19 protein-coding genes are annotated in these 25644 nt (G+C 73.6%); 10 read left to right on the top strand and 9 right to left on the bottom strand.

Annotated elements, in window-relative coordinates:
• Window positions 1-151 precede the first annotated feature (151 nt).
• The 3 genes from AB0M16_RS28950 to AB0M16_RS28940 all read right to left on the bottom strand — a co-directional run bounded on the left by AB0M16_RS28950 (window position 152) and on the right by AB0M16_RS28940 (window position 3407).
• Window positions 152-1006, bottom strand: coding sequence for a DMT family transporter (locus AB0M16_RS28950; RefSeq protein WP_365348045.1), 855 nt, complete (start codon window positions 1004-1006; stop codon window positions 152-154).
• A gap of 212 nt (window positions 1007-1218) precedes the next feature.
• The gene (locus tag AB0M16_RS28945) at window positions 1219-1923 is read right to left on the bottom strand and encodes a helix-turn-helix transcriptional regulator (protein WP_365348043.1); all 705 of its coding nucleotides are present in this window, start codon (window positions 1921-1923) and stop codon (window positions 1219-1221) included.
• A gap of 59 nt (window positions 1924-1982) precedes the next feature.
• Window positions 1983-3407: a nucleobase:cation symporter-2 family protein gene (locus AB0M16_RS28940; protein WP_365348041.1), complete on the bottom strand. Its 1425-nt coding sequence runs from the start codon at window positions 3405-3407 to the stop codon at window positions 1983-1985.
• Window positions 3408-3895: 488 nt separating this feature from the next.
• On the opposite strand from AB0M16_RS28940, the gene AB0M16_RS28935 reads away from it, so the two are divergent.
• The 3 genes from AB0M16_RS28935 to AB0M16_RS28925 are packed head-to-tail and all read left to right on the top strand — an operon-like array spanning window position 3896 to window position 7526.
• Window positions 3896-5296: a uracil-xanthine permease family protein gene (locus AB0M16_RS28935; RefSeq protein ID WP_365348039.1), complete on the top strand. Its 1401-nt coding sequence runs from the start codon at window positions 3896-3898 to the stop codon at window positions 5294-5296.
• Window positions 5293-6819 carry an amidohydrolase family protein gene (locus tag AB0M16_RS28930; protein ID WP_365348037.1) on the top strand — a complete coding sequence of 509 codons (1527 nt, stop codon included), beginning with the start codon at window positions 5293-5295 and terminating at the stop codon, window positions 6817-6819. Before AB0M16_RS28935 ends, AB0M16_RS28930 begins: the two co-directional genes overlap by 4 nt.
• On the top strand, window positions 6816-7526 hold the full coding sequence (locus tag AB0M16_RS28925; protein WP_365348035.1) for a sulfite exporter TauE/SafE family protein: 711 nt from the start codon (window positions 6816-6818) through the stop codon (window positions 7524-7526). The genes AB0M16_RS28930 and AB0M16_RS28925 overlap by 4 nt, the downstream gene beginning before the upstream one ends.
• A 50-nt stretch (window positions 7527-7576) precedes the next feature.
• On the opposite strand, the gene AB0M16_RS28920 is transcribed toward AB0M16_RS28925, so the two are convergent.
• From AB0M16_RS28920 to AB0M16_RS28910, 3 genes are all read right to left on the bottom strand, one after another.
• Entirely contained in the window at window positions 7577-8617 is a 1041-nt protein-coding gene (locus AB0M16_RS28920) for a LacI family DNA-binding transcriptional regulator (protein ID WP_365348032.1), read from the bottom strand.
• A 471-nt stretch (window positions 8618-9088) separates the two neighbouring features.
• The gene (locus AB0M16_RS28915) at window positions 9089-10447 is read right to left on the bottom strand and encodes a M1 family metallopeptidase (RefSeq protein WP_365348030.1); all 1359 of its coding nucleotides are present in this window, start codon (window positions 10445-10447) and stop codon (window positions 9089-9091) included.
• A 44-nt stretch (window positions 10448-10491) separates the two neighbouring features.
• Window positions 10492-14409, bottom strand: coding sequence for a Pls/PosA family non-ribosomal peptide synthetase (locus AB0M16_RS28910; protein ID WP_365348028.1), 3918 nt, complete (start codon window positions 14407-14409; stop codon window positions 10492-10494).
• Between the two features lie 320 nt (window positions 14410-14729).
• Here AB0M16_RS28910 and AB0M16_RS28905 point away from each other — a divergent pair, with 320 nt between their 5' ends.
• Window positions 14730-14963 carry a hypothetical protein gene (locus tag AB0M16_RS28905; RefSeq protein WP_365348026.1) on the top strand — a complete coding sequence of 78 codons (234 nt, stop codon included), beginning with the start codon at window positions 14730-14732 and terminating at the stop codon, window positions 14961-14963.
• A complete protein-coding gene (locus AB0M16_RS28900) occupies window positions 14960-17398 on the top strand; it encodes a cation-translocating P-type ATPase (RefSeq protein ID WP_365348024.1) in 2439 nt (812 codons plus the stop codon). The genes AB0M16_RS28905 and AB0M16_RS28900 overlap by 4 nt, the downstream gene beginning before the upstream one ends.
• 9 nt (window positions 17399-17407) lie before the next feature.
• On the opposite strand, the gene AB0M16_RS28895 is transcribed toward AB0M16_RS28900, so the two are convergent.
• Window positions 17408-18106 carry a response regulator transcription factor gene (locus AB0M16_RS28895; protein WP_365348022.1) on the bottom strand — a complete coding sequence of 233 codons (699 nt, stop codon included), beginning with the start codon at window positions 18104-18106 and terminating at the stop codon, window positions 17408-17410.
• A 426-nt stretch (window positions 18107-18532) separates the two neighbouring features.
• Here AB0M16_RS28895 and AB0M16_RS28890 point away from each other — a divergent pair, with 426 nt between their 5' ends.
• Entirely contained in the window at window positions 18533-20218 is a 1686-nt protein-coding gene (locus tag AB0M16_RS28890) for an AMP-binding protein (protein WP_365348020.1), read from the top strand.
• Between the two features lie 451 nt (window positions 20219-20669).
• On the opposite strand, the gene AB0M16_RS28885 is transcribed toward AB0M16_RS28890, so the two are convergent.
• A complete protein-coding gene (locus AB0M16_RS28885) occupies window positions 20670-21095 on the bottom strand; it encodes a hypothetical protein (RefSeq protein ID WP_365348018.1) in 426 nt (141 codons plus the stop codon).
• 197 nt (window positions 21096-21292) lie between these two features.
• Between AB0M16_RS28885 and AB0M16_RS28880 the strand changes: the two genes are divergently transcribed.
• From AB0M16_RS28880 to AB0M16_RS28870, 3 genes are read left to right on the top strand one after another with little or no spacing between them, the layout of a single operon-like run.
• Complete coding sequence (locus AB0M16_RS28880; RefSeq protein WP_365348016.1) at window positions 21293-22354, top strand: ATP-binding cassette domain-containing protein; 1062 nt, start codon at window positions 21293-21295, stop codon at window positions 22352-22354.
• Window positions 22354-23133: an ABC transporter permease gene (locus tag AB0M16_RS28875; protein ID WP_365348014.1), complete on the top strand. Its 780-nt coding sequence runs from the start codon at window positions 22354-22356 to the stop codon at window positions 23131-23133. Before AB0M16_RS28880 ends, AB0M16_RS28875 begins: the two co-directional genes overlap by 1 nt.
• An 11-nt stretch (window positions 23134-23144) precedes the next feature.
• Window positions 23145-23864, top strand: coding sequence for a thioesterase domain-containing protein (locus tag AB0M16_RS28870; protein WP_365348012.1), 720 nt, complete (start codon window positions 23145-23147; stop codon window positions 23862-23864).
• A 91-nt stretch (window positions 23865-23955) separates the two neighbouring features.
• Here the strand turns inward: AB0M16_RS28870 and AB0M16_RS28865 are convergent, their stop codons facing one another.
• Window positions 23956-24825, bottom strand: a complete 870-nt coding sequence (locus AB0M16_RS28865) for a hypothetical protein (RefSeq protein ID WP_365348010.1) — start codon at window positions 24823-24825, stop codon at window positions 23956-23958.
• A gap of 289 nt (window positions 24826-25114) precedes the next feature.
• Here AB0M16_RS28865 and AB0M16_RS28860 point away from each other — a divergent pair.
• Window positions 25115-25644: phosphopantetheine-binding protein (locus AB0M16_RS28860; RefSeq protein WP_365348008.1), on the top strand; the 530-nt coding region annotated here is incomplete at its 3' end.

The following is a 25644-nucleotide window of genomic DNA, read 5'->3' as shown; positions in this document are numbered from 1 at the left end:
GCGGCCCCTCCGGCCGCCGCTACGGGTACTGCGCAGGTCGTCGGACGTCCGGCCCGCTCCCCGCGTCGCGCGGCGCCGGAGCGGGCGCGTCCCCGGACGCACATGCGGTCCGTGCCGCCCTCCGCCGGGTCCGCCCGGCCGGAGCGCCGGCTCAGGCCGAGCTGACGCCGCTTCGGGCCAGGGCGAACACCCCCACGACGATCAGCGCGATGCCCGCCAGCTGGGGCAGCAGCCACCAGCCGCTCCGGAGGTGCTCCTCGTAGAGCAGTACGCCGAGGGTCAGGCTCACCGTGGCGTCGCCGAGGGTGAGGGCGGGCTGCGAGGCGACGAGCGGGCCGCCCTGCATGGCGTGCTCGAGCAGCAGCACGGCCGCGATCCCGGCCCCGCAGAACGCGTAGGTCTGCCAGGACGTCAGGAAGCCGACGAGACCGTCCTCCCCGAGGATGTGCATGGAGGTCTTCATCAGGGCGGCGGTCAGCGCGTAGCAGATCGCCGTCGCCGCGCCGAGGCAGCCCGCCCGCGCCCGGCCCGACGGCCGTCGCAGCCCCGCCGCCGCGAGCGCCACCACGGCGACGGCGCAGACGACGAGCGCCGGCACCCAGCGGTCCAGCTCGACACGGGTGCGGTTTCCGGCGGGTGAGGCGGCCAGCAGGGCCACGCCGAGCCCGCACACCACGGCGGCGACGGCCGCCCACAGCCGGCCGGGCAACCGTTCGCGGGCCATCACGGAGGCGATCAACAGGGCGAGGGGCAGTTCGAGCACGAACAGCGGCTGCACGAGGGACAGCGCGCCCGTCGCCAGGGCCGCCGCCTGCCCCACCCCCGCGACGATCACGGCAAGGATGCCGGCGAGCCAGAGAGGACGCCGCACCAGGTCCAGGATCAGCCCGGGACGGAAGGAGTCCGACCGCGGGACGGTCAGTGCGGCACGCCGCTGGAGCACGGTGGCCAGCGCGTTGCTGAACGCGGCACACAGCGCGAAGAGAACCGGCAGGACGACGCCCATGCCCCCATGATCTCCGGGACCGGGCGCCCGGCGGGTGACGACACCGGGGCGGCAGCGAGGTCGTGTCGCGCCGGCACGTCCCCCCGGCCGGGAAACCGGGCCCCGCCCGCCGCCGGGGCGTTCGGCCGAGCCGGCGGCGCGGACCGCGCGGCGCCGTGGACGCCGGGGGATGCGCGGCCCCGCCGCTCCCCGTGGCGCGGCGGGGCCGTCGCTCAGCGCCCGGCCCCGTCGTCGTGGCCCACGAGGGCGAGGAAGCGCCGGGTCAGGTCGTGCAGCCAGGCGGCGCGTTCCGTGGCGATCTCGCGGAGGCGTGTGTCGTCGCTGCGGGCGACGACGTGGCCCATGTAGGCCTCGTTGAAGCGGCCGTGCTCCTGGTGGAGGGTGCGCAGGGCCCGGGCCACGGGCCGTTCGGGGGCGTCGACGAGCCGGGCGAGTCGGGCGGCGTGCGGTTTCCATCGGCCTTCGACGGCCTGGCGGAGGAGGGCGTCGAGGTCTCCTGCCCGGCGGATGACGCGGAGGAGCCGGTCGGGCTCCAGACCCAGGGCTTCCGCGAGGAGGAGGGTCTGGCGGTTGCCTCCGGTCCAGTGGTGGTCCTGCTCGGCACGGGCGTAGGTGGGCGCGTCCATGCCGATGCGCTCGGCCAGGCGGTCGGCGGTGAACCGCCGGGCCAGGCGGTGTTCGCGCAGGGACCTGGGTCGCAGGGCCATGAGTTCCGGCACCGGGCACCACAACGCGTCCGCCAGGGCGAAGAGTTCGGTCTCCGAAGGGGCCAGTGCGCCCTGCTCCCACGACAGGACGGCGGTCGGTGTGCGGTGCAGGCCCAACTGGGCCATGGCTGCGGCGACCTGTTCGGGGGTCAGGCCGATGCGCAGACGGGCGGCGCGGGCCTGTTCGGGGGAGAAGGGCGGGTGGGGCACGGCGGATCACCTCGGTGGACGGCTCCGCGGAGCGGGGGCTGCGCGGCACGGGAGCGGGGTCAGCGGGTCCCTGCGGGCTGCGGTTCCGTCCCGTCGTCGTACGGGGTCAGCGCCTCCCAGTCGATGTCGCTCCGTGTGCGACGGCTCTCGAACAGATGGAAGAAGAGGTTCAGCAGGACCGCCGACAGCGTGCCGAGGGTGATGCCGCTGCCCAGCACGGCCCGTACCTCGGTGGGCATGCGCTCGAAGAAGGGTGCGACGGCGTTCGGGAGCATCGCGGCACCGAGGCTGACGGCCAGGATGAGGGCGTTGCGTTCCTCCTTCAGGTCGACCTTGGAGAGGATCTGGATGCCGACCGTCGCGACCATGCCGAACATCACGACGGCCGCGCCGCCGAGCACCGGGTGGGGCACCGAGGCCACCACCGCGCCGGCCTTCGGCACCAGGCCGAGGAGGATCATGAGGACTCCGGCCGCCACGACGACGAACCGGCTGGTCACGCGGGACATCCGGACCAGGCCGATGTTCTCGGCGAAGGCCACGTACGGGAAGGAGTTGAAGACGCCGCCGAGCACGGTGGCGAGTCCGTCGGCCCGCAGCGCGCGGCTGACCGTGTCGCCGTCGACCTCCCGGCCGGTGATCTCGCCCATCGCGTACACGTCTCCGGTGGTCTCCACCATGGTGATGAGCATGACGACGATCATCGCCAGCACCGGGAACACGGAGAAGTGCGGCAGCCCGTAGTGGAAGGGGGTGCTGACGCCTAGCCAGTCGGCCTGGTCGACCGCCCCGAGGTCGGCGTCGCCCAGCAGCCAGGCGACGGTGGTGCCTCCCACCAGTCCGAGCAGGACCGCGACGCTGCGCAGGAAGGGCCCGCCGAAGCGCACCACGAGCAGGATGAACAGGAGTGTCCCGCCCGCGTACGCGAGGTGCTCGGCGTCCCCGTAGTGCGGGCCGCCGAGGAGCGCCGAGCCGCCTCCGACGTCCTGGAGCGCGACCGGTATGAGGACGATGCCGATGACCGTGAGGAGGGTGCCGGTGACGATCGGGGGGAAGTACCTGGTCATCCTCCCGGCGAAGGGGGCGAAGAGGAAGGCGGCGAGCCCGCCGGCGATCACGGCGCCGTACACCACGAGCAGCCCGGCGGTGCCGCCGCCCGCGCCCTGACCGATGGCGATCATGGGCGGTACGGCCGTGAACGTGGCGCCCTGGACGAGCGGCAGCCTGGCGCCGATCCGCCAGAAGCCCCACGCCTGGATGACGGTCGCGATCCCGGCCGTGACCAGGTCGGCGTTGATCAGGTAGACGAGCTCCTGCCGCGAGAGTCCGAGGCTGCTCCCCAGCAGGACCGGAACGAGCACCGCACCGGCGTAGAACGCCAGGACGTGCTGGATTCCGTAGAGCGAAAGGGCGGGGAGCGGAAGGACCTCGTCCACCGGATGCGTGGTGGTGCGGGATCGTCGGCCCGGGGCCAGTGGTGCCATCTCTGCCTTGCCTGGGGGTAGGTGAATGAGAGGAGGGCGGCGCCAGGTCGCGAGGGGAGCGCCGGGCCGCGAAGTGAGCCTCGAAGGGGGCATCCGGGCGGCCGCGCGGATCGGGCGGTTCACCGGCTGGCGGCACGGGGTTGCCGGTGCGCGACCAGGCGTCCAGACAGGGAGGCGTGGGGCCGGGGCGGACAGACCCGGGCCGGAGACAGATCCTGGCGGATGGGCAGGCTCGCGCGCAAGGCGTGCGCTCATGTTTCCAAAGGAACACCGAGCGGTAACTTACGAATCGATGGCCAAGTGCCGCCGAGACTACGGAATTCGTTGCCCCACCCTGCGAACACTTCGCCGCCCAGAACCCTTGACGCCCCCGGCGAGCCCCTCCCATACTGACGGCCAAATCGATTTGGCCACTCGCTTTGGCTCCCCGTCCAGGGCCGGATCGCGGCTGAACCCCCGACGTGTCGAACGCCGATCGGAGCTCGAACGTGTCCCGTCCCCGTCAGTCCCCGCCCCGCACGGATCAACCGCCCCTGCAGCAGGCCCACCGGCCCGCGGACGTCCATCCCGTCGACGCGTCACGCCCCTTGGGCCGGATCCTGCTCTTCGGAATCCAGCACGTCCTCGTCATGGCCGCCACGCCGATCTCGGCGATCTTCCTGATGAGCGCCACCCTGCGGCTCGACGCCGGTCTGACCGTCGACCTGCTCTCCGCCGCCTTCGTGCTCTCCGGCGTCGGCTCCCTCGTCCAGTCCCTCGGTCCATGGAAGTTCGGGCCCCGGCTGCCCTTCATGATGCTGCCGGGCGGCGCGCCGCTCGTGCTCTTCCTCGCCATCGCCGGACAGCACGGCCTGCCCACGGCGTGCGGCGCGGTCATCCTGACCGCGCTCTTCACCTTCGTCGTGCTGCCCGTCTTCTCACGGCTCCTCCGCTTCTTCCCCGCCCTCGTCATCGGCACGATGATCGTCATCGTGGGCGTCAACCTCGTGAAGGTCGGCGCCGTCCTCGTCACCGGACGCCCCGGTCAGCCGGGCTTCGCCGAGCCGACGAACCTCGCACTCGGCATCGCGACGATCGGGTCCACGGTCGTCATCCACCTGCTGTCCAGCGGTGTCGTACGCCAACTCGCGGTCATGCTGGGGCTGCTCGCCGGCACCGCGCTCGCGGTCGCCCTCGGCCGCGTCGACCTCGGCCGGGCCGCCGAGGGCGGACTGGTCGGCCTGCCGCACCTGTTGCCGTTCGGCTCCCCGCAGTTCGACCTGCTCGCCGCGCTGCCGCTGATGCTCTACAGCCTCGCCTCGATGGCGGAGGCCACCGGCCAGACCGTCATCAACGCCGAGGCCGTCGGCAAGGAGATCGACCGGCGCACCGACGTGCCCAAGACCGTCCGCGGGGACGCCCTCACCTCGCTCCTCGGCGGGTTCTTCGGCCTGCCGCTCATGGTCACCAGCGGCGAGAACATCGGGATCGTCCGCGTCACCGGCGTACGCAGCCGCTTCGTCACCGCCACGGCCGGCGTCGTCCTCATCGTCATCGGATTCCTCGCCCCGGTGACCCGGGCGATCAGCGTCATCCCCTCCGCCGTCGTCGGCGGCACCGCCATGGTCGTGTTCGCCGTGATCACCGTGCTCGGCGTCCAGATGCTGGGCCGCGCCGATCTCGACCGGCACACCAGCACGTTCGTGGTGGCCGTCGCCCTGGCCCTCGGCCTGCTGCCGATCCTCGTCCCCGGGGTGTACGCCGGCTTCCCGCCGAACGTGCGCATCCTCCTCGAAAGCGGCGTCGCCGTCGGCGCGTTCGTCGCCGCCGTGCTCAACGTCCTCTTCCACCACGTCAGGCCGGGTGTGGCCGCCCGCCTGTCCACCTTCCGCGCGGAAAGCGACCGATGAACCAGCACACGCACGAGCTCCTCGAACGCCCCGGCCCGCTCCTTCTGCTCCCGGACGCCGTCCTCCTGCCCGAAGGCCCCGCGGACGGCCACGCGGTCGCCGTGGCCGACGGTTCCTTCACCGCGGTGGGACCGGCCGCAGAACTGCTCCGCCGCCATCCGGGGCTCGACCCCGTACGCCTGCCCGGGCAGCTCCTGATGCCCGGCTTCGTGGACGCCCACCACCACCTCACCCAGAGCTTCGGCTCGGCGCTCGCCTTCGGTGAGCCCTCGGAGATCTTCCGCCGGGTGTGGGTGCCGCTGGAGGGCTCGCTGGACGAGGAATCGGCTTACGTGGCGGCCAAGCTGGCCGCACTGGAAGCGCTGCGGGGCGGCTTCACCACCGTCGCCGACGCCGGGACCCGCGCGGACGTCGACGTCGACGTGGTCGCGTCCGCCACGCGCGACGCCGGCATCCGCTGCGTCCTCGGACTGGTGTGCAACGACGCCGACGACCGGGCCCCTTCGGACCCGCCCCCGGCCGGGCCGGACCGCACCGGCTCGGTCCCCGGAGTCCCCGACCGCTCCGTCCACGGCCGCCGTCTCCCCGGCCGCGCCGCCCCCGAACCCACCGTGCACGACCCCACCCTGCACGACCGCGACGCCGTCCTCGACCGCGCCGAGAAGCACCTCGCCCGCCACGAGGGCGACCCCCTCGTCCACGCCTCCCTCGCCGTCTCCGTCCCCGAGGCCGCCACCGAGGAGACCCTGCGGCGCACCGCCCGGCTCGCCGCCGAGGCCGGGGCGGTCGTCCAGATCCACGTCAACGAGCACCTGGCCGCGGTCGAGCGCTCGCTGCTACGCCACGGCCTGCGCCCCCTGGAACACCTGCACGCGATCGGCGCGCTCGGCCCCCAACTGCTCGCCGCACACGCCACGTTGCTCACCCCGCGCGAGCTCACGCTGCTCGCCGGCACCGGGACCGCGGTGAGCTACAACCCGGTGGCCAGCGCCTGGAAGGGCAACGCCGTCGCGCCCGCCACGGCCATGGCCGAGCGCGGTGTCCGGTTCGGTCTCGGCACCGACGGGACCCGCGGGGACGGCTTCCGGCTCGCCGAGGCGGCCGAGTTCGCCCAGCGGCTCGCGTACGGCCTCGCCACCGGCGACTCCTCGTGCGGCGCCGGCTGGACGTGGCTGGAGCACGCCACCCGCGGCGGCGCCGACGCCCTGGGCCTCGGCACCCGCACCGGAACGATCGCCCCGGGCCTGGCCGCCGACTTCCTCCTCGTCGACGTCACCACCCCGGAGCTCGCGCTCTCCTGGGACCTGCCCTGGGAACTCGTACGGCGGGGCAACCGCGACCAGATCACCGCCGTGTTCGTGGAAGGGCGCCTGCGGCTCCGGCGCGGCCGGCCCGTGGGCTGGGACGACCACGCCCTCGTGCGACGCGCGGCCGAACTGGCCCACGAGGCCGTCGGCCGGGCGGCGATCACCCGGGCGCACCCCACCTCCACGGCGGCAAGGGAACGGAGCACCGCGCGGTGACCGTCGAGACGCTGGCGGTGCTCGCCGTCACCGTGACCGCCGCCTCCTTCGTCCAGGGCAGCAGCGGTCTCGGCTTCGCCCTGATCGTCGCCCCGGTGGCCGGGCTCCTCGATCCCGGCCTGCTCCCGGTGTTCGTCCTGGCGTCGATGGTTCCCCTCAACCTGTACGTCGCCTGGCGCGAACGGGCCGCGCTCGACCTGCGGGGCGCGGGGTGGATCGCCGGCGCGCGGCTGGCCGCCACGCCCGGTGGTCTGGCGTTGCTGTGGCTCGTCCCGGACGACGGTCTCGGTCTGTTCGTCGGCCTCGCGACGGTGTTCGCGGCCGTCGTCAGCCTGGCGGCCCCCGTCTTCACACCCGGCAGGGCCGCCTATGTGGGCGCGGGCGTGGTGACCGGCCTCACCGAGACCGCGACGGGGGTCGGCGGCCCGCCGCTGGCCCTGGTCTACCAGCACCGGCCGCCGGGCGAGCTGCGTTCCACCGTCGCCCTGTGCTTCCTCGTGGGTGAGGTCGCCTCGCTGGTCCTGTTGTTCGGGACCGGGCAGGGCGACCCGGCGGACCTCGGGTGGGCGCTCGCCCTGACGCCCGCGATCGCCGCGGGCGCGTGGCTGAGCCGCCTGGTGCACCACCGGGTGGACGCGCGCCGGATGCGTCTGTTCGTGCTCGTCTTCGCCCTGGTGTCCGGTGTGGTCCTGATGCTCGGGCCCTGACCGTACGAGGGAGGCGCACCCTCCCCCGCCCCGCGGTCCGGGTCGGGGGATCAGGTGCCGGACGTACGGCGCAACGACGACGCCCGGGCGATCACCGTCGGCGCGGGCACCGTGGCCACCGGAGCGGCGGCCTCGCCGCGCAGCCGGCCCAGCAGCAGCTCCACGGCCGCGGCGGACGCGCGGACCAGGTGGAGGTCGACGGCGGTCAGCGGCGGCTCGCAGGTGCGGGCGCGGAGGCCGTCGTAGCGGGTGACGACCATGACGTCGTCCGGGACGGCCCGCCCGCTGTCCCGGATCGCCCGCACCGCGCCGACCGCGAAGGCGTCCACGAGGGCGCACACCGCGTCGATGCCGGGGTGCTCGGCGAGCAGGGCGGCACAGCACTCGTAGCCCGCCTGCTCGCCGCCCGACTCGGGGGCGGTCGCCACGATCGGCTCCCAGCCGTGTTCCTTCGCGAGCCGCTCGAAGGCCGCGCGGGCGTCGACCGACGAGTGCCGCGCACCGGAACCGACGATCAGGGCCGGCCGCCGGGCCCCCTGCTCGCGCAGATGGGTCAGCAGCACCTCGGCGACCTGGCCGCCGCGCAGGTCGACGTACGGCACGTCCGCGTCCGGCGAGACGGGGCGGCCGAGCGCCACGTACGGCAGTCCTCGCTCCTTCAGCACCACCGCCGCCGCGTCGTCGACGTCGGGCTCGACGACGATCGCCCCGTCGATGTCGACGGAGTACAGCGCGGCCCCGGACTGCACGGGCGGAACGAGCACGAGCGCGTACTCGTGCAGGAGGGCGCTCTCGGCGGCAGCGGCGGCGACCTCCATGTAGAACCCGAGCCGGGACGGCCCGCCGGCCACCGCGAACGGCATCGACGAGGCGAGCCCGATGGCCCTGGCCTCACCGCGCCGCAGCCGTTGCGCCCGCAGGTTGGGCCGGTACCCCAGGTCTGCGGCGACCTGCTTGACGTGCGCCCGGGTCCGGGGGTCGACCTTGCCGATCCCGTTGAGGGCGTGGGAGACCGTCGTACGCGACACGCCGGCGGCACTGGCGACGTCGGCGATCGTGGGCGGTCTCGAACCGGACCCGGAAGGGGGCATCTTCCGTCGCTCCTCATGTCCTCTTGACGGTGCTCGTTACAGGTGACGCCCCCATCTTCGCCGACGCCCGGGCGTCGGGCGGCGAATCCGCCGCAACGGATCACTGCGGTCAGCCGCCGACGGGCAGCGGGCCGGGAGCTCGCGGGCCCAGGGCCGGGAGCTCCCGGCCCGTGGACCGTGGACCGCGGGCCGCGAGCGGCGAGCCGCGAGCCGTGGGCCGCGGTGTCAGGACCGAGGAGTCCGCACGAGCTGAGTCCGGCAGGAGGAGCGTTCCTGCCAGGGGGCGCTGGGGGGCTGGTCGGCGCCGCGCGCCGGACCGCCCGCGCGCGCAGGGTCCGCCGCCGGCGCCGCGCGCGGTGAGGCTGCCAGGACGCGGCCGAGCACCCCCGTCCAGCCCGGTCGTCAGCTCCGGCCGGCCACCTTTGTCGGTCAGGTCAGGTCAGGTCGGGCGTGGCCGCACGCGAGCGCGCGTCACGGGTTCGTCGGCGGGTGGCCCGTACCGGGCGGACATGCGGGCAGCGGGGGGAGGGCGGTCTCGTGGAGCCAGGACGAGAGCAGGCCGTCCACCGGCTCGGCCGCGTAGCGGGCCACATGGGCGGCGAAGCCCGCGGTGGTCACCACGCCGTGGCGGTTCATGCCGGTCCAGTCGCGCAGCATGCGGAAGAACGCCCCGTCACCCAGCGCACAGCGGATCGCGTGCACAGCGAGGCCCCCACGCAGATACAGGCGGTCGTCGAACATCAGCTTGCGACCGGGGTCGGCCAGCACCAGGTCCTGCGACTGCGAGGCCAGCAACCGGTGCGCGATGAGGGCCAGTTCATGTGCGCTGCGGCCGTCGGAGCGCTCCGACCAGAGCCATTCGGCGTACTTCGCGAAGCCCTCGTTCAGCCAGATGTGCCGCCAGTCGGCGATGGTCACGCTGTTGCCGAACCACTGGTGTGCGAGCTCATGGGCGACGAGCCGCTCCGAACCCCGTACGCCGTCCACGTGGTTCGCGCCGAACAGGGAGAGCCCCTGGGCCTCCACCGGCACGTCCAGCTCCTCGTCGGCGACGACGACCGCGTACTCGCCCAGCGGGTAGGGGCCGAACAGTTCCTCGAAGAGCCGCATCATCGCGGGCTGCCGGGCGAAGTCCCGGGAGAACTTCGGCAGCAGATGCGCGGGGACGTGGGCGCTCTGCGGAACACCGCCGAGTCCGGGGTCGCCGAGCAGCACGGTCTGGTACATGCCGATGGACAGGCCGACCAGGTAGCTGGAGGTCGGGGCGGTCTGCTCGTACACCCAGGTGGTCGTCGAGGCCTTGGTCGTCCGCGTCAGCAGTCGGCCGCCCACCACCACCGCGTACGGGGAGGGGGTGTTGACCGAGACGAGGTAGGAGGCCTTGTCGGCGGGCCGGTCGTTGCACGGGTACCAGGAAGGCGCGCCGACCGGCTGGCTCGCAACGAGCGCGCCGTCGGTCAGCTCCTCCCAGCCCAGGCCGCCCCAGGGACTGCGCACCGGCTTGGGGTTGCCCGACCAGTGCACCTCCACGGTGAAGGCCGCGCCGGCGGGAAGGGGCTTGGGCGGCCGGATGCGCAGCTTGCCGCCCCGGTGGGTGTAGTGGGGTGCCCGGCCGTTCACCTGGAGCCGGCCGACCTTGAACCCGGCAAGGTCGAGGGCGAACTCGGTGAGCTGCGCCCGGCCGACGATCGCGCTGAGCCGGGCCGTCCCGGCCAGCCGGTTGGGGCCGGGACGGTAGTCCAGTGCGAGCTCGTAGCGGTGCACGCGGTAGCGGGGATCACCGTTGGCCGGAAAGTACGGGTCCGACGCCGTCGTCCTCTGGCCGCTCACTGCCGCTTCCGCTCCCTGCGCCGTGCTGGAACGCCGCAGTCCCCTCAGGACCGCCACGCCTCGATCGGATTGCCCAGCCAGCGGGTGTCGGCGGGGACGGACTCCCCGGCCATCACGAGAGAGGCGGGTCCCAGTGTGCTGCGGGCCCCGACCGCACTGCCGGGCAGGACGATTCCGCCCGGGCCCAGGGTGGCGCCCTCGCGGAGGACCACAGTATCCGTCCTCAAGATCCGGTCGTGGAAGAGGTGCGTCTGCAACACACAGCCGCGGTTCACGGTGACCGCGTCTCCCAGCGCCACCAGGTCCGCCTCGGGAAGCCAGTAGCTCTCGCACCACACCCCCCGGCCGATCCGGGCGCCCAGTCCACGCAGCCACAGGGCGAGGAGCGGGGTCCCCGGCACGCCTCCGGCGAGCCAGGGCACGGCCAGGACCTCGACGAACGTGTCGGCCAGTTCGTTGCGCCACACGAAGCCGCTCCACAGCGGGTGCTCCCCCGTGCGGTGACGGCCCACGAGCAGCCATTTCGCGGCCACGGCGACCACCGCGGCGGTCGCCCCCGCGGCGAGCAGGACCGCCCCGGACAGCAGCGCGGCCCCCACCGCCCCGACGCCGCTCGCCGCGGCCAGGGCGCACAGCGCGGCCACGGTCAGGACGGTGAGCGTGGCCGAGCAGAACACCGGGACGAGCCGGCACAGCTCCACGAGGCCCCGGGCCCACAACAGGTGCGCGGGCGGGTCGTAGGTGCGGCGCCGGTCCGCGTCGCCCGCGGTTCGCGGCAGCCTGACCGGCGGCAGGCCCAGGTAGGAGCTGCCCTTCTTGGCCTTCTTGGGAGTGGCCGAAAGGACGCCGACCAGCCCGTCGTCGGGCACGCTGCGGCCCGGCGCGGTCATTCCGGAGTTGCCGAGGAACGCCCGCCGGCCGATCTCGGAATGTCCGATGCGGACCCATCCCCCGCCCAGTTCGTAAGGAGCGGTCAGGGTGTCGTCGGCGAGGAACGCGCCTTCGCCGACGGTCGTCAGGCTCGGGAGCGCGAGCACGGTGGACACCTCGGCGCCCCGGCCGATCCTCATGCCGAGCAGCCGTAGCCACACGGGGGTGACCAGCCCGGCGTACAACGGGAACAGGGTCTCCCGGGCGAGGTCCATCAGCTGGGTCACGGTCCATGCCTGCCAGCCGACCCGGCTGTACGTCGGGTGGGTCCCGGTCCGCAGCCCGAGGCTGAGCAGGCGCACCGAGACGAGCAGCAGCAGCGCGTACGCCAGCCCGAAGGCCAGCGCCGCCGGCACCACGGCCGTCAGCGCGTGACGCAGGGCATCGGCGAGCCCCGCGTCGGCGGGCACGAACAGGCTCACGACGAGCAGCGCCGGCAGGGCGGCGAGCAGGGGCAGGGCCGTGAGGCCGAAGCCGGTCGCGCCGTACACGGCGCGCCAGTGCGCGGCGCGCGGCGGGCGCTCCTGGGGCCAGTTCCGCTTGGCCTTGCCGGTCTTGACGGCGGGTACCCCGGCCCAGCGCTGGCCGGTCGGGATCTGTCCGGTGACGGCGGACCCGGGGGCCACCTCGGCCCGCTTGCCGACCCGCGCCCCCGGGAAGAGCACGCTGCGGGTGCCGACGACCGCGTCCGCTCCGACCCTGACGGGGCCGATCTCCAGTCGGTCCCCGTCCAGCCAGTGCCCGGAGAGGTCCACCTCGGACTCCACGGCGCAGCCGCGACCGAGCTTGAGCATGCCGGTCACGGGAGGCACGGAGTGGAGTTCGACGTCGGGGCCGACCTTGGCTCCGAGGGCGCGTGCGTAGCGCTCCAGCCAGGAGCCGGTGAGGGAGGTCGCGCCGACCAGGTCGGCGAGTCGTTCGGCCGTCCACAGCCGCAGGTGCACGCTTCCGCCACGCGGGTGGCGTCCCGGCTCGACCCCGCGCAGCAGGAGGCGTGCGCCGCCGGCCGCGAGGAGCAGCCGGCCGGGCGGACTGTGGAGCAGGACGGCGCCGGCGGCGACGAGCCACCACGAGGCGGTGGGCGCCCACGGGTAGGGCCCGAACCGGTGCAGGACGTTGCCCAGGGCGAGGAGCGCCACCGTCCAGCGCAGCCCGACCAGGGTGAACAGCGGGAGCAGCAGCAGCGACTGCGTCACCTGGGAGCGGAACGGGACCGGAGCGACGGTCCGGGCCGCGCCGTCGTCCCGCACCGACTGCTCGAGGTGGCGGGCCAGCTTGCGGAGGGTGGGGCGCTGGTAGACGTCCACCACGGCCACGGTCGGGTAGCGGGCGCGCAGCCGGGTGGTGAGCTGGGCGGCGCCGAGGCTGCCGCCGCCGATCGCGAAGAAGTCGTCGGCGGCACTGGTGACGGCCACTCCCAGCGTCTCGCTCCACTGCTCGGCGAGCCAGGCCTCGGTGCCGTGGAGCCGCTCGGCGGGGCCGCCGGGCTCGAGCTCGGGCACCGGCCAGGGCAGCGCGTCGCGGTCCACCTTCCCGGAGGTACGGGTCGGCAGCCGGTCGACCGGTGCGAGGAGCGGTACGAGGGCCGCCGGCAGTTCGGCGCGCAGCCGCTCGACCGCCGCCGCGCGGTCCCATCCCTCCTGGGTGACGAGGTAGCCGACGAGGAGCTGGTTGCCGCTGCGCGCGGTGCGGACCGCGGCGGCGGCTCCGGCGACGCCGGGAAGGGCCTGCAGAGCGGCGTCCACCTCACCCAGTTCGATGCGGCGGCCCCCCAGCTTGATCTGTTCGTCGCCCCGGCCGAGGAAGACGAGTCCCTCCGGCTCCGCGCGGACGAGGTCGCCGCTGCGGTAGGCGCGCTGCCAGCCGAGGGAGGGGAGCGGGGCGTACTTCTCCGCGTCCTTCGTGGGGTCGAGGTAGCGGGCCAGGCCGACGCCGCCGATCACGAGCTGGCCGCTGCCGCCCATGGGCACCGGCTCGCCGGACTCGTCGACCACGGCCAGTTCCCAGCCGTTCAACGGGAGACCGATGCGGATCGGTTCCTCACCGGTGAGGAGCGAGGCGCAGGCGACGACGGTGGCTTCGGTGGGACCGTACGTGTTCCATACCTCGCGGCCCTCGGTGACCAGGCGCTGGGCCAGTTCGGGCGGACACGCCTCCCCGCCGAAGATCAGCAACCGGACCTCGCCCAGGTCCTTGGGTTCCCAGAGCGCGGCCAGGGTCGGCACGGTGGAGACCACCGTGATCTCCTGTGCCACCAGCCACGGACCGAGGTCGGCGCCGCTGCGCACCTGGGAGCGCGGGACGGGCACGAGGCAGGCACCGTGGCGCCAGGCCAGCCACATCTCCTCGCAGGAGGCGTCGAAGGCGACCGACAGTCCGGCCATGACCCGGTCGCCGGGGCCGATCGGTTCCTCGGTGAGGAAGAGCGCGGCCTCGGCGTCCACGAAGGCGGCGGCGCTGCGGTGGCCGACGGCGACGCCCTTGGGCGTGCCGGTGGAGCCGGAGGTGAAGATGATCCACGCGTCGTGCTCGGGTCCGGGGCGGGCAGCGGGGGCCCCGGCGGTGCGGCCGGGCCCAGGGGCCCCGGTGATCTCGACGGACCGTCCGGGGCCGAGCACCGCGCACACCCCGGCCTCGCCGAAGACCAGATCGGCCCGCTCGTCCGGGTCCTCGGCGTCGACCGGCACGTAGGCGGCCCCTGCGGCGAGCACGGCGAGGATGGCCACGTACAACTCGTTGGTCCCGGAGGGCACACGGACGCCGACCCGGTCGCCGAGCCCGACCCCGGCCGCGGCGAGGGCGCGCCGGCCACGCTCGACCTCGGTCGCCAGCGCACGGTAGGTCAGCCGGACGGATCCGTCGTCGAGGGCGGGTTCGTCGGGGTGTGCCAGGACGGTCGCCTCGAGGATGTCGACGAGCGTACGGGCCGGGGCGGTGGGCCCGGCGGAGAACCGGGCCGCCTTGCCGGGCTCTTCGCCCCTTTCCCCGTCGTCGAGCAGTGTGAGTTCACCGTGCTCAGGTGTCGCTGACATCGGCCCTCGTGTCTCGCTCCCGGAAACGTCCGGGTCGCCGGTGGAGCCCGGGTCTGCCCGGGTTGTTCCGATCCGGCGTCGCCAAACAGCCCGCCAGTCTAGTGCGCGGGCCGGGAATTCCTCGTCGATGCTCTTGCGCGTTGCGCAGGAAAGCCGATATGGAGCCGGCTCCCCGTGGACTTCCGGCCGAGGACCTGGCGCCCGACGCGGTGGTGACGTCAGGTCACGCAGGACGGTGGGGCGCGGAGCCGGGGAGGGCCGACGGCGGGCGATCGGCGACGGCCGGGAACTCACCGCGTCGCGTACGCGACAGCATCGGCATGAGGACGCACGAGGACATACGACGACGCCCGTTCGCGGGCGAGGGGCGCACCGCCTGGGTGCGCGGGCCCGCCGGGTATCTGCTGCTGCTCGGCGTGCTGTTCGTGGCCGCGCTGCTGGTCGGTCGGGCGGTGGGTCCCGTGCCGCCGGAGATGCGGCCCGGGTGGAGTCCGCCGCGCGAGGAGTCGTGGCGGCACGGGAGCGGCATGACCGGGATGGGAGAGAGTCGATGACGAAGGTCGTGACCGGCACGACGCCCCCTGGCGAGGAGACCGGGGAACTGGTGACCACGGATCTCGCGGTCGGCGGGATGACCTGCGCCGCGTGTGTGGCGCGGGTGGAGAAGCGGCTCGGGCGGATCGAGGGGGTCAGGTCGGGGGTCAACCTCGCCACCGGCCGGGCCAGGGTGCTGCATCCGCCGGAGGTTCCGGTGGATCTGCTGGTGGCCGCGGTCGAGCGGGCCGGGTACACGGCCGAGCCGGTCGCGGCCGGGACCGCCGGTCCGGGCGCGGTGACGGGCGAGGAGGGCGACGACGGCGAGGCACGGATGCGGGTCGGTCTGGTGGCGCTCCTGGCGCTTCCGGTCATGGGCGTGTCGATGGTGCCGTCGCTGCAGTTCCTGAACTGGCAGTGGGTGTGCTTCCTGTTGGCGACGCCCGTGGCGCTGTGGGGCGCCGAGTCGTTCCACCGGGACGCGCTGCGCGCGCTGCGGCACCGCACGGCCACGATGGACACCCTGGTGAGCCTGGGGGTCGTGGCGTCGTATCTCTGGTCCGCCTACGCGTTGTTCCTCGGTGGCGCGGGGACGCCGGGCATGCGGATGCCGTTCTCGCTCACGGCGAGCTCCGGTGACGCACATGTCTACCTGGAGGCGACCGTCGGCGTGCCGCTGTTCGTGCTGTGCGGACGGCTCCTGGAGGCCCGGGCCCGCCGGCGCACGGGGTCCGCGCTGCGGGCCCTCGCGGGGCTGGCGGTCAAGGACGTGAGCGTCGTCGACGCGGACGGCACCGGAACGGAGCGGCGGATCCCGGTCGAGCGGCTGCTGCCCGGTCACCACTTCCTCGTACGGCCGGGTGAACGGGTCGCGACCGACGGGGAGGTCGTGCGCGGCAGCGCGGTCCTCGACGTGTCGATGCTTACCGGTGAGAGCGTCCCGGTGGAGGCGGGCCCGGGAGACCGGGTCACCGGCGGCACCCTGGACCTCGGCGGCAGCCTGGTCGTGCGGGCCACCGCGGTCGGCGCGGACACCCGACTCGCCCGGATCACCGCGCTGGTGGTGGACGCCCAGGCGGGCAAGGCCCGGGCGCAGCGGCTGGCGGACCGGGTGGCCGGGGTGTTCGTCCCGACGGTGCTCGCGCTCGCGGTGACGGTGACGGCCTTCTGGCTGGGCGCGGGTGCCACGCCGCAGGGCGCAGTCACCACCGGGGTCGCGATGCTCGTGGTGGCGTGCCCGTGCGCGCTGGGGCTGGCCACGCCGACGGCGCTGCTGGCGGCGACCGGGCGCGGGGCCCAGCTGGGAGTGCTGATCAAGGGCCCCGAGGTCCTGGAACGGCTGAGGGAGATCGACACGGTGGTCCTGGACAAGACCGGGACGCTGACGACGGGGCGGATGCGGTTGCTCGGGGCGGTGACCGCGGCCGGGTGGAGCCGGGACGAGGTCCTGCGGCTCGCCGGGGCGGTGGAGCGCCTGTCGGAGCATCCGATCGGCCGGGCCGTCGCCGAGGTCGGCGCCGCCGGCGCCGGTGGCGGCCGTGGGGCCGCGGGGGCCCGGCGGGGTCGGGGCGCTCGCGAGGAGTCGCCGGACGTGACCCGCCCCGGCACGGCCGCGGGGCACGCGGGCGCGGACGGGGACGAGCGGCTGACGGCCCCGCGGGACGGGGACGGGCCGCGAACGGCCCCGGGGCGACCCGAGGTGACCGGGTTCTCGGCGGTGGCCGGGACGGGTGTCGAGGGGAACGTCGAGGGACGGCGCGTGCGGGTGCTGCGGCCCCGCGCGGCCGCCGCGCTGCCCGCGGAACTGGCCGCCGCGCTGGAGGAGGCCGACACGGCCGGCCGTACGGCGGTCGTGGTGGAGGTGGACGACGCGGCGGTCGCGGTACTGGTGCTGGGCGATGCGCTGCGCCCCGGCAGCGCCCGGACCGTCGAGCGGCTGCACGCGATGGGTCTGCGTACGGTCCTGCTCACCGGGGACGGTCCGGGCGCGGCCCGGCGCGTGGCGGCGGAGCTCGGTGTCGACGAGGTGCACTGGTCGGCGTCGCCGGAGCGGAAGGCGGAGGTGGTCGAGGAACTGCGGGCGGCGGGCCGGGTGCCCGCGGTGGTGGGGGACGGGGTGAACGACGCGGTGGCGCTGGCTCGTGCCGAATTGGGGATCGCTCTCGGTTCGGGGACCGACGCGGCCATCGGGGCGGCCGGGGTGACCTTGGTCCGGGGCGACATCGTTGCCGTGGTGCATGCGGTGCAACTGGCCAGGCGAGCCCTGGCCGTCATCGGATCCAATCTCACCTGGGCCTTCACCTACAACGTGCTCCTGATCCCGGTGGCCGCGGTCGGTCTGCTCAATCCCATGCTCGCCGCGCTGGCGATGTCGGGCAGTTCGCTGCTGGTCGTGGGCAACAGCCTCCGCCTGCGCACCTGGCGGCCGCGCGAGGAGGGGACCGGCTCCCGGTGAGGGCTGCCCTCACGCCTGGGCGGGGAGGAGCCCCTCCTTGAGCGCGGTGACGACGGCCAGCGTCCGGTTGGGGCTGTTGAGTTTGGCGAGAACGTTGGCGACGTGCCGCTTGGCCCCGTGCTCGGAGATCGCGAGCCTGCGGGCGATCTGCTTGTTGCTCAGACCGTCGGCCACGAGGGACAGGACCTGCTGTTCGCGGGGGGTGAGGGAGACGGGGCGTGGCGAGTTCACACCGCCGCGCTCCCGCACCTGCGAGAGCAGCTGGCGGGCGAGCGTGGACGGCATGGAGATCTCGCCTATGGAGATCCTGCGCAGGGCGTCGACGAGATCCGCCCTGGTCAGCTCCGACTGAATGAGAAATCCGTCGACGGGTAAACACGCCGCCTGCACAATCATGTGCTGGGCGGCGCTCTCCAGCAGGAAGAGCACTTTGACGCCTTTTTCGGCCACTTCACGGAGCGACTCTTCGAGTACGTCGAACTCGTGCCCCGTACAGGACATGATGACCAGGTCGACGGGTATTCGATCCAGAATGTTCGTGAGGGCCTGACAGGATTCGGCCTCGACCAGGTGCCGAATACTGATGGCGGACAGCATGGTCTTCAGACCGAGCCTCGCCATCTCGTTGGGGACGACGAGAGCGACGTCCAGTCCCTCCTCGGTCTCCCGCAGGTACTCCTGGACAGGGGTGTGGACCGTCTCGGTCACGACGGGGCCTCCTTGGTTGCTTACCAGCTTCGGGCCGCCCGCCATTTCTCCTGGCCGACGGTGGTGGTAGAGCGGTGGAGCATGGTGACGCTGCGGAACATTTTCTTGCCGTGACGTGCCGAAAGGCACTCGTGCTCGCACCGGAACCCCGTTCCGCCTTCGGCGGCAAAGCATTTCAACAGGGTCCTACTATGCGGTGCTAGTAGCCGTGACAGTATCCACCCAGGCACCACCAGGCAACGAGGCCAACAGCCTCGTCCTGCGGACCGAATTGTTCACGCCACCCCCACCGGAAGGGCCACGGCGCTCCGGCCGGGCCGCCCGGAGCGGTGGACGCGTCGCCCGGTCGGGCCGATCGGGCACCCTCGCTCGGACCCGCCGGAGGACGCCCTGCGCCCCGCGCGCGACTGCCTAGCGTGGGGCCACATGGGAATGGCACAGACCTCGATACCCCAGGCCGTGCGGCGGGCCGCGGAGCACGGCGGTTCGCTGACCGTGCTCGACGCGTCGATGCGGCCGACCCGACTGAGTCTGCGTGAACTCGACGAGCGCGCGACGGCCACGGCCGTCGGCCTCCGGCACCTCGGCGTGGCCCCGGGCGACCGGGTGTGCGTCCTCGCGCCCACCACGCCCCGGATGCTGCTCGCCCTGTTCGGTCTGTGGCGCCTCGGGGCCGTACCGGTGATGCTGCCGCACGAGCGGCGCGCGGACGACACGGAGACCCGGGCGCTGATCGCCCACCGAGTGGCGGTCTCCGGGGCGAAGGCCCTGATCACGGACCGGGCACCGGAGTTGCGGGCGCTGCTCGGGCGGGCCGTGCGACCGGCCGACGGGAGCCCGTCCGCGGGCGTCGGGGACCTCGACGGGGTCCGCGTGCTCGGCCTGGACGAGGCGACGGCGGGCGGTGCCGGTCCCGTTCCTCCCGTGCCGGAGGCCGACCGGCTGGGCATGCTGCAGTTCACGTCGGGGACGACCGGAACGTCGAAGGCCGTTCCCGTGCTGCAGGGGCAGCTCATCGGCAACGTGCTGACCTGCATGGAGACCCTGGACATGCGGCCGGGCCACACCTATGTGAGCTGGCTGCCCTTCTACCACGACATGGGCATCGTCTCCGTGGTCGGCCTTCTCTCCCAGGGCGTGCACACGGTGGTGCTGCCCACGGAGAACTTCCTGCGCCGGCCGTCGTGCTGGATGGAGACGGTCAGCACGTGGCGCGCCGAGATCACGGCGGCGCCCAACTCCGCGTACCGGCTGGCCGCGAAGGCCCAGCAGCTGCGCCCCGCGAACCTGGACCTGTCCCGGCTCCGGGTGGCGATCAACGGCGCGGAGCCGGTCACCGCGGACATCGTCGACGAGACGCTGCAGGTGCTCGGCAAGTCCGGGATGCCCGTCGAGAGCCTGTGTCCGACATATGGGATGGCTGAGACGACGCTGGTCGTGAGCGCCGCTTCGGCGGACCGTGCGGTGCGGATCCTCTCCCCCGGCGAGGGCCCGTCCGGTGGCGAGTACCCGCGGCCGGCCCGCCCGCTGGTGTCCTGCGGGCGGCCGCTGCGGGGAACCGAGGTGACCGTCCACGCCGCGAGCGGGGAGGAACTGCCCGAGGGCCACATCGGCGAGGTGCAGGTGCGCGGGCCCGGGGTGACGGGTGGCTACTGGACGGGCCCCGGGGCGCCGCCGGCCGGCTCCGGGATCCTGGAGGACGGCCGCCTGCGCACCGGCGACCTCGGATTCCTGTACGAGGGCGAGCTGTACGTCTGCGGCCGGATCAAGGACATGATCATCGTGGGCGGGCGCAACCTGTATCCCGAGGACTACGAGATCGCCGCCGAGGGCGTCCCCGGCGTGCGCCCGGGCCATGTGATCGCCTTCTCGCTGCCGGACGCCGAGCGCATGGTGGTCGTCGCGGAGGGAGTGGGGGGCGAGGAGACCCTGCGGCGCACGGCCCGTGAACTCTTCGACCGGCTGCGGACGGTGGTGCAGCACGCCCCGGCCGAGGTCGTCGTGGTGCGCGCGGCGACGCTGCCGAGGACCTCGTCCGGCAAGAAGCGGCGCGGCGCGTGCCGGGACATGTATCTGACCGGAGCGCTCCAGGTGGTGTGCGGGGCGCGCTGACGCGTCCGGCACCGGCTCCGACGCCCGGACCCCGTGGGCCCCGCCGCTGCGGCGGGGCCCACGCGCGCGTCCGACCGGTCCCGTGCCGGTGGCGGTGCCGTGCGGTGCCGGCGGCGGGTGCAGGTGCCGTGCCGGTGGCGGTGCTGGGCGGTGCCGGCGGCGGGTGCAGGTGCCGTGCCGGTGGCGGTGCCGTGCCGGCTGGCGGTGCAAGTGCCGTGCCGGCCGGCGGTGCAGGTGCCGTGCCGGCCGGCGGTGGCGGTGCACGTGCAGGTACCGGGCCCGTGCAGGTATCGGTCCCGTGCCGGCGCCGCGCTGCGCGAAGGGCCGGCCCACCGGGGTGCTCCCCCGTGGACCGGCCCCCTTCGCTCGGATCGGCCGGGCTCGGCCCGGCTCGGCCGGGCTCGGCCCGGCTCGGCCCGGCTCGGCCCGGCTCGGCCCGGCTCGGCTCGGCTCAGCTCATCTCGTCGACGAAGCTGCTCGACACGTGCGCGGCGAGGGAGACCAGTTCGTCGGTGGCGCGCACGTAGCGCAGCAGCGTCGGCAGGTGGCCGGTCACCATCAGATCGCCGTCGAGCATGCCCTCGATCGGGTCGATCTCCCCCGCGATCACGCCCTTCCACGAGGTGTACGGGGCTCGGATCACGAAGGTGGAGTCCTTGGCCCGGTCCTCCCCGACGTCGTACTCCGCCCACTTGCACTTGCCGCCGCCGAACTCGGTGAGGCACCAGACGTCGGCCGGGACGCCGCTCTCCTCCTCCGCCTCGAAGACGAAGGCGATGTCCGCCTCGAACGTACTCGCCGCTTCCTCGAACTCCTCCGAGTCGTTGATGAGCCGGACATATGACTGCAGCCAGTCGGCACTGGGAAAGACGCTCACGAAGTCCCCTCGGTCTCGTACGGTCCGGTCCTCCGTTGTAGCCCGGTCCGGGGCTCCGCTCACAGGGCAAACAGGACGCCCGTGCCGCAGCACGTCCGGGGAGGCCGACCGGGCACCCCGTTCGGACGCGGCGCGCGCACGAACGACGCTCCGATCCGCGCTGTCGGCGTCGGGGGCCACCCGCCCACGCTGACCCCATGACCACCATTGAGGTAGAAGGTCTCCACAAGGCGTACGACGACGGAACGGTCGCGCTCGGCGAGGTCGACTTCACGGTGCGCGCCGGGGAGGTGTTCGGTTACCTCGGGCGCAACGGGGCCGGCAAGACGACCACCGTACGGGTCCTGTCGACGCTCATCCGGCCGACCTCGGGCCGGGCCCGGGTCCTGGGGTTCGACGTCGTCGCGCAGCGCGAGCAGGTCCGGGACCGGATCGGCCTGTCGCTCCAGCAGGCCGCGCTCGACCCGCTGATGACGGGACGTGAGCACCTGAAGCTGATCGCCTCGCTCCGCTCCGGCGGCCGCCGCGGCGGCCGGGGCGGTGGGGACGGCGGAGGCATGGGGCGCGCCGAGCGCGCGGCCCGGATCGAGGAACTGCTCGAATCGTTCGGTCTCACGGAGGTCGCGGACCGGCTGGTCGCCACCTACACGGTCGGCATGCGACGGCGCCTCGACGCCACGCTCGCGCTGGTGCACCGGCCCACGCTGCTGTTCCTGGACGAGCCGACCACCGGACTCGATCCGCAGAGCCGCCGGGCGCTGTGGACGTTCGTACGGCGCTTCCGCGACGAGGGCGGCACCGTGTTCCTCACGACCCAGTACCTGGACGAGGCCGACGCGCTGTGCGACCGGATCGCGATCCTGAAGGAAGGGCGCATCGCGGTCATCGACACCCCGCAGGGCCTGAAGCAGGGCATCGGCGGCAAGGTCCTGAAACTGCCGGCGGACGCGGCCGGCGTACGGGACACGGCTGCGGCGCTGGTCGGGGACGCGGCCTGCCGGGTCGACGGCTCCGTCCTGAGCGTCGACCTGTCCGCCAAGGAGGATCTGCTGCCGGAGCTGCTCGCCCGGCTCAGGGACGCCGGCCTCCCGCTCAACCGGATGACCGTGGCCGACCCGACCATCGAGGACGTCTTCGTACGGCTCACCGGCGAGACCCTGGAGAGCGGGGTCGGCTCGGGCACGGCGGTCGGGGCGGCGGCCCTCAGCCGGACCATCGGCAGCGGAAACACCGCAAGCACCGGACAAGGAGGATTCTGATGGCGGCCACCTCCGGCACGCTCACCCTGCTCGGACGGAACCTGCGCGAGGGCGTGCGCAGCCCCGTCATCGCGTTCGCCTTCCCCGTCCTCTTCCCGCTGTTCCTGATCACGCTGGTGGCGTCCAGCTACGAGCGGATGGCGTTCATCCCCGGCTTCCCGGTGACGCCGTACGCCGCGTACATGGCGCCCGGGCTGCTGCTCTTCACGGGCATGATGGGCTCCGGTTACTCGGCCACCGCACTCGTCCTGGACGCGCAGAGCGGCTTCCTCGACCGGCTGCGCCTCCAGCCGGTGCGCCCCACCGCCCTCCTGCTCTCGCGGCTGCTGTTCGACGCGATCCGGGTGGTCCCGGCGGTCGTGGTGGTGCTGGTCATCAGCGTGCTGCTCGGAGCGCGCGTGGAGCGGGGCGCACTGGGGGTCGTGGCCATCCTGCTGCTGTGCTCGCTGTGGTCGGTGGCGTACGGCGGCCTCTTCTACGTGGTCGCGCTGCGTACCCGCAACCCGCAGGCCCCGCTGGCGATGGCCCCACTGTCGGTGCTGCTGCTGTTCGCGAGCCCGGCCGCGGCACCCCCGTACCTGCTCCAGCCGTGGCTGGCCGAGCTGACCCGCTGGAATCCGTTCACCTACGTCATCGAGGGCATGCGGGCGCTGATGACGGGACCGACGAGCGGCACCGTCGGCGAGGCGCTGCTCAAGGCGGTGGCCGTGCTGATCGGCATCACCATCGCGAGCCAGCTGTTCGTGATCCCGGCCTTCGCGCGGCTGGTCGAGGACTGAGGGGCGGAGCCATGTCGCAGATGATCCTGTACTGCTTCCCGCACGCGGGGGGCTCGGACGCGATGTACCGGTCCTGGGCGGACGAGCTGGCCCCGGAGGCGGAGGTACGGGTGCTGGGGCGCGGCCCGTGGGCGGGGGCCGGTGCCGCGGCCCCCACCGGGCCGGAGCCCGGTTCGGTGCCGGCCCTGGCCGTCGCGTGCGCGGAGCGGCTGTCCGGCGAGCAGCGCCCGTTCGCGTTCCTCGGGCACAGCCTGGGCGCGCTGATCGCCTTCGAGACGGCGCGCGAGCTGCGTCGACAGGGGGCGAACGGCCCGCACACCCTCTTCGCGTCCGGCCATGTCGCCCCTCATCTCCCCTCCCCCGGACCGGAGTTGGCCGCGCTTCCGCCGGCGGAGTTCTGGCACGAGGTCGGGCTGCTCGGGGGGACGCCGACCGAGCTCGCGGAGCACACCGAGCTGCGCGAGGCGGCGGAGCCGCGACTGCGCGCCGAGTTCAGGGCCGCGGAGAGCTACCGCTACACCCCCGGGGTGCCGCTGGACTGCCGGATCGTGGCCCTGGCGGGGACGGAGGACGACCGGGCGCCCGTGGCGCTGGCTGACCCCTGGCGGCTGCACACGATCGGCGCGTTCGAGCTGGAGGTCGTGCCCGGCGGGCACTTCTTCGTCGCCGACAGCCGCGAGAGGTTCCTGGACCGCGTCCGCTCCCGGCTGGTCGGTGTGCCGCTGCGCTGAGCGACGGCGGCCTCCACGCGGAAGGGCCTGCCTCCTTCGGGAGGCAGGCCCTTCGGTGTGCGCGCGGCCGGTGCCGGCCCTGGGGCCGGGGTCAGACCTGAGGGGTGCGGGACTGCAGGGTGTACGTGGCCTCGACGCGGTACGTGCCCTTGTTGCCGCCGCCGCGGTCGACGTTGACGTCGGCGGTGCGGACGACCTTGAGGTACAGCCCGTCCTCCTTGTCGAACCACACGTCGGCCACGGCGTCGCCGTCGAGCCCGTCGCCCTTCACGTAGCTGTCGATCCGCACGTGGTGGGCGTCGCGCGACTCGCCGCCGACGGCGACCTTCTCGTCCCCGACGTATTTGATGACGATGCGGGCGCGGTTGCCGTGGGAGACGCAGATGGTCTCCTCCTTGCCGCCGGCCTTCACGGCGTCACCGCCGACCTGGACCATCGCGGGCTTGCAGACGTGCGCCTCGTCGCCCTCGATGCCCGCGAAGCTCACCTTCTGCATGTGGGCGAGACACAGGTACTCGCCCCGTCCGCTGCACTGGCGGTGGGCGTCGACGTGCTCCTCGATCGGGGCGAAGTACAGCTCCCACACGCAGCCGCTGGAGTGGTGGACCCGCGCGTAGGTCTGCTTCGGGAACGGCCGCTTGTAGCTGTCACCCGCGTAGATGATCGAGTCCTGACCGCTGGTGGCGTACGTGTACACGCCCGCCTTCGGCTTGGTGAAGCCCTTGATCTGTTTGCTGGGCGCCACCGGGTTCTTGATCTGGCCGAGTTCCTCGCGGAATGCCGCCGGATGCGCGCGGTAGGTGTCGAGGGCCTTCGCGAGCGTCACGGGCTTGCCCTCGGGCGTGATCGCCTCGGTGCGGTTGGCGATGATGAACGCGCCGGCCGCGACGAGCACGGCCAGGACGGGGATGAGGCGGAGCAGGGTCCGCCCGACATTCCGCTTGGGGGTGGGGCCTTTCACGGTCGCTCCTTCTGCAGACGGCAGTCCCCTGCACCCTGCGTCGGCGCCCTGCTCCGTTCCAAGCCCAGCAGGACGCGGCCGAAGAGGCCAACCTCCCGCCCCCCTCGATCGGTCACCGCCGACGTCGCCGGCTGTCCGGTCTGCTCCGCCAGCCCTTCGGGGGTGGCGGGTGCCCCGCGCCCGCGGGAAATGTGGCCGGGTACTCAGTCCCGCGCACGGAACCCGGCCTGCGCACGGTACCGGCCTCGTCCGCGGACGCTTCGCCGAACGGCACTCCGGAGGGGATGCAGTGAACCCGACCAGCAGCGGACACGTGGGCACGAGCGCGACGGACCCCGCGGTCCTGCTCTCTCTCGAACCCGCCGAGCGCACCGACCGCCTCGGTGCCTACCTGAGCGACCGCTACGCGCGGATCACCGGGCGGGAGGGTCCTTCGGACCCGGACGAACCGCTCTTCCTGGAGTCGCTCCAGGCGACCGAGTTCCAGCTGACGGTGGAGTCGGAGCTGGGCACGGCCCCGTCGCTGCCGGATCTCGTCGGGTCGCCGACGCTGCGGGCGCTGATCGAGCTGGTCGACACCATGCTGACGTCGCCGGAGACCGCAACGGGTGCTTCGGCGGTGGTGGATGTGGTGCCCGATGCGGCGGGGCGGTACGAGCCGTTCGGTCTGACGGACGTGCAGCACGCCTACTGGCTGGGCCGGTCGGGTCTGTTCGAGCTGGGTGACGTCTCCACCCACCTCTACCTGGAACTGTCGTCGGACGACTTCGACCTGGACCGCGCCCACACCGTGATCCGCCGGCTCGTCCAGCGGCACGA

It is taken from the genome of Streptomyces sp. NPDC051921 (assembly GCF_040680975.1).
GTDB lineage: Bacteria > Actinomycetota > Actinomycetes > Streptomycetales > Streptomycetaceae > Streptomyces.
The sequence above is the reverse complement of the archived record's forward strand: the minus strand, read 5'-3'. Positions and strand labels throughout refer to the sequence as shown.

What these genes read in the sequence shown, in the direction of transcription:
- AB0M16_RS28950 (WP_365348045.1), bottom strand. Translation starts at nt 1,006, where the DNA reads ATGGGCGTCGTCCTGCCGGTTCTCTTCGCGCTGTGTGCCGCGTTCAGC.
- AB0M16_RS28940 (WP_365348041.1), bottom strand. Translation starts at nt 3,407, where the DNA reads ATGGCACCACTGGCCCCGGGCCGACGATCCCGCACCACCACGCATCCG.
- AB0M16_RS28930 (WP_365348037.1), top strand. Translation starts at nt 5,293, where the DNA reads ATGAACCAGCACACGCACGAGCTCCTCGAACGCCCCGGCCCGCTCCTT.
- AB0M16_RS28920 (WP_365348032.1), bottom strand. Translation starts at nt 8,617, where the DNA reads ATGCCCCCTTCCGGGTCCGGTTCGAGACCGCCCACGATCGCCGACGTC.
- AB0M16_RS28910 (WP_365348028.1), bottom strand. Translation starts at nt 14,409, where the DNA reads ATGTCAGCGACACCTGAGCACGGTGAACTCACACTGCTCGACGACGGG.
- AB0M16_RS28905 (WP_365348026.1), top strand. Translation starts at nt 14,730, where the DNA reads ATGAGGACGCACGAGGACATACGACGACGCCCGTTCGCGGGCGAGGGG.
- AB0M16_RS28900 (WP_365348024.1), top strand. Translation starts at nt 14,960, where the DNA reads ATGACGAAGGTCGTGACCGGCACGACGCCCCCTGGCGAGGAGACCGGG.
- AB0M16_RS28890 (WP_365348020.1), top strand. Translation starts at nt 18,533, where the DNA reads ATGGGAATGGCACAGACCTCGATACCCCAGGCCGTGCGGCGGGCCGCG.
- AB0M16_RS28880 (WP_365348016.1), top strand. Translation starts at nt 21,293, where the DNA reads ATGACCACCATTGAGGTAGAAGGTCTCCACAAGGCGTACGACGACGGA.
- AB0M16_RS28875 (WP_365348014.1), top strand. Translation starts at nt 22,354, where the DNA reads ATGGCGGCCACCTCCGGCACGCTCACCCTGCTCGGACGGAACCTGCGC.
- AB0M16_RS28870 (WP_365348012.1), top strand. Translation starts at nt 23,145, where the DNA reads ATGTCGCAGATGATCCTGTACTGCTTCCCGCACGCGGGGGGCTCGGAC.